We start from the raw sequence: 7,496 nt of genomic DNA on the forward strand, positions 1-7,496 counted from the left end.
CCCGAAACGTAGATATCCTCTGTGATGAACTGGGCGAGCGGCCCAGCCTGTCCGACCGGCGTCAGATTGACGGTCGGGATGCGCTTACGCGGATAGACGCCGCAGCGTGCGGTGCCGCCGCAGTCGACGACGACGACCGCCATCTCACTTTCGATCGGCGGCGCCTTGAAGCCGTCGACGGCCGTGGCGCCGGTCATGTCGGCGATAAGTTGGGCGACAGGATGGATGCCGCCGCCGGTGACGGAGACGATCTTGTCGCGCTGGGCGGTCGGCTCGATGACGAGCGGGCCGCCCCAGCCTGTGTTACCCCGGGAGATCTTTACGGCTTTGAATGTCTTGTCCATGATGTCCTCCCCGCCCTTACAGCTCGACGCCCTGACGGCGTGCCATGATGGCGGTGATGCGCTCGGTCAGCATGCCCTTGAGCAGAATGACGACCAGGCCGACGATGGCGTACCAGATCGCCACCTTGACGTGGTAACCGGCGACGACGGCGCCCTTCTTTTCCAGCTCCAGCAGCGCGACCAGAATGCCGCCCCAGACGAAATATTCGCCGGGGTTGATGTGCGGGAACAGGCCGAGCGGCGGATGCACGTAGGAGACCGCCGCGTCATAGAAGGCGGGTTTGTGCTTCTCTTCCAGAAACGATCCGAACGTATAGGCCATCGGATTGGTGAGGAAGAACACAGCCAGCAGCGGCAGCAGCGTGTAGCGCGTCAGCGCGATCCTGCCGGCACCGCGCGCCAGGCCATGCACGCGCTCTTCGCCGACCAGTTCGGTGACGGCATAGAAGGCGGTCATAAGCACCACAAGCGTCGGGATGATACCGGTGACGAAGCCGGCGAACACTTCGCCGCCCTTCTGGAAGATGCCGATGAAGTACTTGCCGATGGCGGTCAGCCAGCCGAGCTGCTCTTCCTGCTGGACGTCCTTCAGCTTTTCCTTGAATTGATCGACGGTAATCGGCCCGCTGTCGGCCTGCGCCAGGACAACGAGATGGTCGGAAGCATGCTCGACGGCGAGCTTACCATGCAAAGCAGCATCCGAAACCATGGCACCCGCGACATGCAGATTGTGCACGGCCATGTCGGCATGCTGCGCCAACAACGAAAATACAGACATTTCTCCTCCTTATGCCGGCCCGCCGGGTGGTCCCAGTCGGCGCACGGCCTCCTCTATGCCCTTGCTACGTTCAAGCCGGCCAGGCCCGGCTTCTTCCCCGGCTCCGACCGTGCTTTGTCGATCTGTTCGATCGCCCGCTTCACGGCCTCGGCCACACCGGGTTCCCCCTCCCCCATGATCGCAGGGTTGGACCGGAGTCGATCGAGGGGAACACCCTCGAATTCTTCATGTCGTTTGAATTTGGTGAACACGGAACGGCCGCTCATCACCATCATCCGGCGCACGATCAGGTCAGGCGTCACCACGACCAGCGCGATGGTCCCCTTGGCAAATCGGCCGCGAAAATTGCCTGCGCCGACGAAGCCGTCCTTGTATTGGTCAGTGACGCCCCGGAAGACATCCGAATAGTGCCGCATCTGCAGCCAGACGCCGAGCGACTGCAACGCCCACACAATAACCAGCAGAAGCAGTCCCCACTGCCAAATCGCCATTCGGTTCTCCTCCCGAAGCCTCAGTCGAGGCGCACCTTGGACCGGCACGCAACAACAGCAAAGTGAGAACATTTGTTTCCGCGAATGTCAATATGTATGATATTGACCTCGACCTCGGTCATCCACAGGGCCGTCGGCCGATTTCGGCGGCGGCACGGCTGTGCTAGCCTGTCGTGAAACGGGATGCATACAATGGAACTGCCCTTCAGGGACGAATTGGCCCTCATGCCCGACCTGCGCCACCGGCTGCGGCAGTTGCGCTGGTTCCGCGCCACCTTTCGTGGCAGCGCCAAGGTGGTCTCGGACACTTTCGGCGTACGCTTCGAAATCGACGAGGCGAAGCTGACGCGGGCTTTTCTCGACTGGGTCGAGGTCATGGAAGCGCAGAAGCGGTTTGCCGCGATCGACCGGGCCGACTTCATCGTCTTTGCCGCCGGCCTTGTGTTGCGCGAACTGATAAAACAGGCGCCGGCCAGGGAGATCTCCGGTCTTACCCAGCTCGTCGAAACGGATCAGAATGCCGGCACGCTGGACATCATCCGCTTCTGGCCGGAAGGCTTTCTCTACACCAACTACTGCGTCTCGGTGATTTCGGCCATCTACGAGCAGGAGTTCGGCTCGGCGCCCAGTATCGACAAATGCGCCGACGACCTGCGCACCTGGTGGTCCTATCGCGAGAACGTCACCGAAATCCCGGCCTATGCCGTGGCGTTCCTCGACCGCTTCCTGGGCGCGGAGCCAAACTGGATCACGCCCGACCGCGCGCAGTCGCGGCAGGCCATGCAACGGGCACTGAGGTCCTCCCGCGCCAGCGACGTGTTGCGCCAGCTTTGAGCATCGCCGGTTTTCGCATGTCCCCAAAAAACACCGCGCTATTGAACATCTGACTTTTTGCCGATAGCGATGTGCGAAATTTGAGTTGAGGAGACAAGCGCGTGGCGCGAGCAAGGCCCATCATCTTCGATTGCGACGGCGTTCTCGTCGACAGCGAGCCCCTGGCCGCCAGGGCCTACGAGCGCGTCTATGAAAAGCATGGCATGCCGGGCGTTCACGGCGGCATCATCGCGCAGTGCGTCGGCATGAAACAGGCCGACATCATCGTCAGGATCAAGGAATTGACCGGCCATCAGTTTCCCGCGGCCGCCGACAGCGATATCTGGGCCGAGACCAAGATCCTGTTTTCGCAGGAATTGAAGCCGACACCGGGAATCGCCGCATTCCTGGAGACGCTCGACGGCGACCGCTGCGTTGCCTCGTCGTCCTCCGTCGAACGCATCAACCACAGCCTGGCCATCACCGGGCTGGCGCGGTTCTTCGGCGATGCGATCTACAGCTCTTCGATGGTCAAGAACGGCAAGCCCGCGCCTGATATTTTCCTGTTCGCCGCGGCGGCGATGGGCGCCAGTCCGGCCGACTGCGTCGTCATCGAGGATTCGCCTTTCGGCATCCAGGGCGCGGTTGCCGCCGGCATGACGGCGGTCGGCTATACAGGTGGCGGACATACTTATGCGGAGCATGCCGCACGGCTGATGGCCGCCGGTGCCGATTTCGTCTGCGCCGACTGGAGTGAAGTGAGCCGGCAATTGTCGGGGCTCGGTGTACCGGCGTAGCTAGTAAAGCCTAAGGCGGGCCCATTGGTCGCGCGGGATCACTGGCCCCACACGGAAATTAAAGGACAGGACCCTCGTCGCATTGGTGTCGACCTCGCACCGGAAGCCCAGATGATACCAGGCAGTTGTGGTGCGGAAGGCTACATCCGAGCCGTCAACAACATTGCCCGCTCTAAGTGGGACACTTGGGATCAGGTCGGGAAAGTAAGAGGCGTCCAGCAATTGCTGCTGCAACACACTGGCACAAAGTTTGGCTCCCCGCTGACTGCGCGGCAAACCACCCATCGAGGTCGTGGCCAACGCATCGTCAGTGGCACCCTGCGAGTAGAGTTTGCGAACGCCCGGAAGGCCCGAGTCGCGCTGCGATGCGGACTTCGAGACCTTGGGTTTCGGCGCATTTGCTGGTTTGGGCTTTGGCGCTTCGGCTGATGTGGGAAGCTCGACGTCGCCATCGGCAGCCAACGGCGTTGATAGCGCGCCCTGTTGCTTGGCGGCTTCGAGCCCCGCCTGCTTTTCTGCCTCCGGGTTGGCTGCCTGTTGTTTATCCACGTCCTCGGTTGAAGCTGCCTGCTTCTGCGCGTCCTTGGCTGGATCGGAGTCTGGTGGTGTGGCAGGCTGGTTTTCCGCCGGCTTCGGTTCGACCGGCGGCTTCGAAGGCTCATTCTTGGCCGGGAATGGCGAGCTGTCTTGAGCGCTGGTCCCATCCAGGGATTTCCTCGGGCCGGTATCCTTGTTGCCGAACTGAAAAACGGGCTTCAGGACCTCCACTGGCGGGGGCTTCTGCGCCTGCTTTTCCGACGGAGGCTGTTTCTCAACCTTCTGCTCAGGCGGTTTTTCTACCTTTGGTTCCGGTGGAGGCGGAACAGGTTTCGGCTTTGGCTGATCGGGCGGAGGCACGAGCGCGACATTGACCGGCTGCTCCTCCCGCAGCTGTTGGGGAGGGATTGGCAGCCCATATATCAGGATCGCCGCGATGAGCACGTGCAGGATCAGCGATGCGGGCACGCCCCACAACAGATTCCGACGCCGTTCTCGTGCCTCGTCCTTCATCACCTTCGATGTGGAATGAAATCGCGGCGGCTTCAAGCACGGGCACTGGATTGGCGCTATTTAACCGCCGACAGCTTGGCGACCTGGATGACCGGCGATTGCCCCGGCTCGGCGTGCCGGCCTAATTTAGCGGATACTTAGTGAATCCACGGCTGGCCCATTCGCCGGGCGGGATCAATGACCCAACACGGAAGTTGAAAGACAGGACCCTCGTCGCATCAGCGTCGACCTCGCACCGGAAGTTCAGACTGTACCATTGGGTTCTGGTGCTGAAGGCGGCATGCGGAGGGTTAAGGACGTTGCCCAGCTTCAGCGGAATGGTTGGCACCCATTTGGGCGAATAATCAGCACTTTGCAATTCCTGGTCCAGAACGTTGCCGCAAAGGTTGGCAACGCGCTGATCGCGCGGCACGTTGTCCATGGAGCTTGTGGCCAGCGCATTGCCGGTTGCGCCTTGCGAGTAAAGCTTTCTGACGCCCGGAAGGCCGGAGTAGATCGGCGATCCCGCAGCCTCGGTGTTGGTGGGATTTGACCTTCCCGCCTTCCCGCCTGGGGCTTTGAAGGCTGTTGCGGATTTGAACTTCATCGGCTTTGCGGGTTTAGGCTTTGCCTTTTCTTCCGAGGATGGAGGCGCCGGCTTGTCGGCGGCCTCGGCAGCCAATGGCTTTGGCGCCACGACCGCTTGCTTTTCGCCGGCTTGCGGCGTCGACTGCTGTTTGTCGGTGTCTTCAGTCTCCTCCTTTTTCTCGCTTTGCGCGGGTTTTTCGTCCGGCACGTCGGTTGCCGGCTTCTCGTCGGCCTTGTTGGAGGCTGCCTGTTGCTCGGGATTTGCAGGCGCGGCGGATTGGGTCGGCGCGGGTTTCGGTTCGACTGGCGGCTTCGCGGCCTCATCCTTGGCCGGCAGCGGTGCATTGGCTTGAGCGCTGCCGCCGTCGAGAGATTTCTCAGGCCCCGTATCCTTTTCGCCATATTGAAAAACGCGCTTCAGAACCGGAATGTTCACCGGCTTGGGCGGCTGCTCGGGCGGTTTTTGAACCTTGGGTTCCGGCGGCTTTTCGACTTTGGGCTGCTTTGGCGGTGGGGGAACAGGTTTCGGCTTCGGCTGATCGGGCGGAGGCACGATCGCGACATTGACCGGCTGTTCCTCTCGCGGCTGTTGGGGACGTGGGGGCACGCCATACACCAGGAGCGCCGCGACAAGCACGTGCAGGATCAGTGATGCGGGGATACCCCACAACATATTCCGACGCCGTTCTCGTGCCTCGTTCATCCTGACCGATGTGGAATGAAATAGCGGCGGCTTCAAGCATAGGGATCGGATTGGCGCAATTTGGTCGCTGACAGCTTGGTGATCAGGATGATCACGCGCGGGCCTGCGTTACGAGTCGCGACTCACCCCGCCGAGCAAGTCATGCGGCGGCTCCCGCGGCAGGGATCAGCCAGCCGGATCTTATGCGCAGCCGGACCTGCGCACCGTTCTCCAGCACGACCGGATCGGGCTGCTCGAAACGCAAGGTCAGGTCGGGACCGGCAGCAGGCGTAAATTCTATGCGCGCGGCACCTCCCTGGTAGATCGCCCGCTTGACGAGACCGTCGAAGCCCGAGGCATCGGCGGAAAGCTCGATATCAGCGGATCGGCAGCATATCCTGGCGCCGGCGCGTGGCCGCTCGCCAGGCCGACAGCGGACCACCAGTTCGGTTCCGAGAACCCTGACCTTGCAACGGCCGCCGTCTTCGCTCGTCATCACATCCGCTGGCAGCAGGATGCCTTGCGAGATGAAGGAGGCCACCATCTCATTTGCCGGCTCATGATAGAGTTCGCGCGGCGTCGCAAGCTGCGCCAGGCGTCCGTGGTCCATCACCGCGATACGGTCGGCCAGCGCCATCGCCTCGGCCTGGTCGTGGGTGATGTAGACGATGGTCGTGCCCGTGCGCTTGTGAAAGGCGGCGAACTCGTCCTCCATCGAGGCTCTCAGATGCACGTCGAGATTGGCGAGCGGCTCGTCGAACAGCACCAGCGACGGCGCGGCGACAAGGCAACGCGCCAACGCCACGCGCTGGCGCTGACCGCCGGAGAGATTGGCCGGCCTGCGCTCGCCAAGGCCCTGCAGATTGACCAGCGCGAGCGCGTCTTCCACTTTTTGACGCGCGACGGCCTTGTCGAGCTTGGCCACCTTCAGCGAATAGCCGATATTCTCGGCGACGCTCATGTGCGGCCACAGCGCATAGTTCTGGAAGACGATGCCGACACGCCGCTTTTCCGGCGCGACGCTGCCGCCCTTGCCCGACACGACCTCGCCGCCGATGCGGATTTCGCCCGAAGTCACTTTCTCGAAACCGGCGACCAGCCGCAGCAACGTCGTCTTGCCACAGCCGGAAGGTCCGAGCACCGCCAGAAACTGGCCGTCAGCGACATCGATCGAGACATCCTTCACGGCATCGAAATCGGTGAAGCTCTTGGTCACATGGTCCAGCGTCAGTCGCGCCATGGCAGAACTCCGCTCGGAAGATGAGGGGCAAGCAGGTTGGTCACCAGCATCAGCGCGAAGGTGACCGCGACCGTGATGACGGACATCGCCGCCGCGTAGTTGGAATCACCGCCCTGCTCGAAGGAAAACATCACCACGCCGATCGTTTCGGCCCCCGATGACCACAGCAGCGCCGAGACGGTGAGTTCGCTGAGCGCCGTCATGAAGATCAGGAGGCCGCCGGCGATCGCCGCCGGTGCGACGAGCGGAAAGATGATGGTGCGCATACGCGTGAACAGGCCGGCGCCCGCCACCTGTGCGGCCTCCTCCAGCGCCCGGTCGATCTGATGATAGCCGCTGATGGTCGGCCGCAGCGCCAGCACCAGGAAGCGGGCGAGATAAGCGTAGAGGATAATCCAGACGGTGTTGTAGAGCTGGATGCCGGTCAGCGGGATCGGCCTGAGAAACAACAGCAGCGAGGCGATCGCCAGCACCACGCCGGGCAAGGCATAGGGCAGTTCGACCGACAGGTTGAGCAGCCGCACCCAGCGCTGCTTGCCCCAGGCGATGAGATAGCCGACCGGCACGGCAACGATAACCGCGAAGAAAGCAGCCACGATCGACAGCCAGAAACTGTTGAAGAAGGCGCGATTGGCGGCATCATGCTCGAACAGCACGAAACGGTAATTGTCGAGCGTCGCCGTTTTGGCGGTGAGCGCGATGCCGTAGCCCGGCACCAGCGAGGTCAGCACCAG

General features: G+C 62.3%; 8 protein-coding genes and 1 pseudogene. 2 read left to right on the plus strand and 7 right to left on the minus strand.

Features of this window, described 5'->3' with window-relative positions; all coding sequences use genetic code 11:
• From EOA36_RS20845 to EOA36_RS20855, 3 genes and pseudogenes are all read right to left on the minus strand, one after another.
• A pseudogene (locus EOA36_RS20845) lies at positions 1-344 on the minus strand (PTS sorbitol transporter subunit IIB); the annotation flags it as partial.
• A gap of 16 nt (positions 345-360) precedes the next feature.
• The gene (locus EOA36_RS20850; protein WP_127279228.1) at positions 361-1,122 is read right to left on the minus strand and encodes a PTS glucitol/sorbitol transporter subunit IIC; all 762 of its coding nucleotides are present in this window, start codon (positions 1,120-1,122) and stop codon (positions 361-363) included.
• A 53-nt stretch (positions 1,123-1,175) separates the two neighbouring features.
• Entirely contained in the window at positions 1,176-1,613 is a 438-nt protein-coding gene (locus tag EOA36_RS20855; protein ID WP_015315467.1) for a transcriptional regulator GutM, read from the minus strand.
• A gap of 192 nt (positions 1,614-1,805) precedes the next feature.
• Between EOA36_RS20855 and EOA36_RS20860 the strand changes: the two genes are divergently transcribed.
• Both EOA36_RS20860 and EOA36_RS20865 read left to right on the plus strand, forming a co-directional pair.
• A complete protein-coding gene (locus EOA36_RS20860) occupies positions 1,806-2,447 on the plus strand; it encodes a hypothetical protein (RefSeq protein WP_127279229.1) in 642 nt (213 codons plus the stop codon).
• Positions 2,448-2,548: 101 nt separating this feature from the next.
• Positions 2,549-3,223, plus strand: coding sequence for an HAD family phosphatase (locus EOA36_RS20865; RefSeq protein ID WP_127279230.1), 675 nt, complete (start codon positions 2,549-2,551; stop codon positions 3,221-3,223).
• Here the strand turns inward: EOA36_RS20865 and EOA36_RS20870 are convergent, their stop codons facing one another.
• From EOA36_RS20870 to EOA36_RS20885, 4 genes are all read right to left on the minus strand, one after another.
• Positions 3,224-4,273 carry a DUF930 domain-containing protein gene (locus tag EOA36_RS20870; protein WP_127279231.1) on the minus strand — a complete coding sequence of 350 codons (1,050 nt, stop codon included), beginning with the start codon at positions 4,271-4,273 and terminating at the stop codon, positions 3,224-3,226. It lies immediately after the preceding gene.
• 121 nt (positions 4,274-4,394) lie between these two features.
• Positions 4,395-5,543: a DUF930 domain-containing protein gene (locus tag EOA36_RS20875; protein WP_127279233.1), complete on the minus strand. Its 1,149-nt coding sequence runs from the start codon at positions 5,541-5,543 to the stop codon at positions 4,395-4,397.
• A gap of 139 nt (positions 5,544-5,682) precedes the next feature.
• Positions 5,683-6,762: an ABC transporter ATP-binding protein gene (locus EOA36_RS20880; protein WP_127279232.1), complete on the minus strand. Its 1,080-nt coding sequence runs from the start codon at positions 6,760-6,762 to the stop codon at positions 5,683-5,685.
• Positions 6,750-7,496, minus strand: a 747-nt coding sequence (locus tag EOA36_RS20885; protein WP_145969239.1) for an ABC transporter permease subunit, incomplete at its 5' end; no start/stop codon positions are given. The genes EOA36_RS20880 and EOA36_RS20885, both read right to left, overlap by 13 nt.

Origin of the sequence: Mesorhizobium sp. M8A.F.Ca.ET.021.01.1.1 (assembly GCF_003998025.1) — a bacterium.
Taxonomy (GTDB): Bacteria; Pseudomonadota; Alphaproteobacteria; order Rhizobiales; family Rhizobiaceae; genus Mesorhizobium.

What these genes read in the sequence shown, in the direction of transcription:
- EOA36_RS20850 (WP_127279228.1), bottom strand. Translation starts at nt 1,122, where the DNA reads ATGTCTGTATTTTCGTTGTTGGCGCAGCATGCCGACATGGCCGTGCAC.
- EOA36_RS20855 (WP_015315467.1), bottom strand. Translation starts at nt 1,613, where the DNA reads ATGGCGATTTGGCAGTGGGGACTGCTTCTGCTGGTTATTGTGTGGGCG.
- EOA36_RS20860 (WP_127279229.1), top strand. Translation starts at nt 1,806, where the DNA reads ATGGAACTGCCCTTCAGGGACGAATTGGCCCTCATGCCCGACCTGCGC.
- EOA36_RS20870 (WP_127279231.1), bottom strand. Translation starts at nt 4,273, where the DNA reads ATGAAGGACGAGGCACGAGAACGGCGTCGGAATCTGTTGTGGGGCGTG.
- EOA36_RS20875 (WP_127279233.1), bottom strand. Translation starts at nt 5,543, where the DNA reads ATGAACGAGGCACGAGAACGGCGTCGGAATATGTTGTGGGGTATCCCC.
- EOA36_RS20880 (WP_127279232.1), bottom strand. Translation starts at nt 6,762, where the DNA reads ATGGCGCGACTGACGCTGGACCATGTGACCAAGAGCTTCACCGATTTC.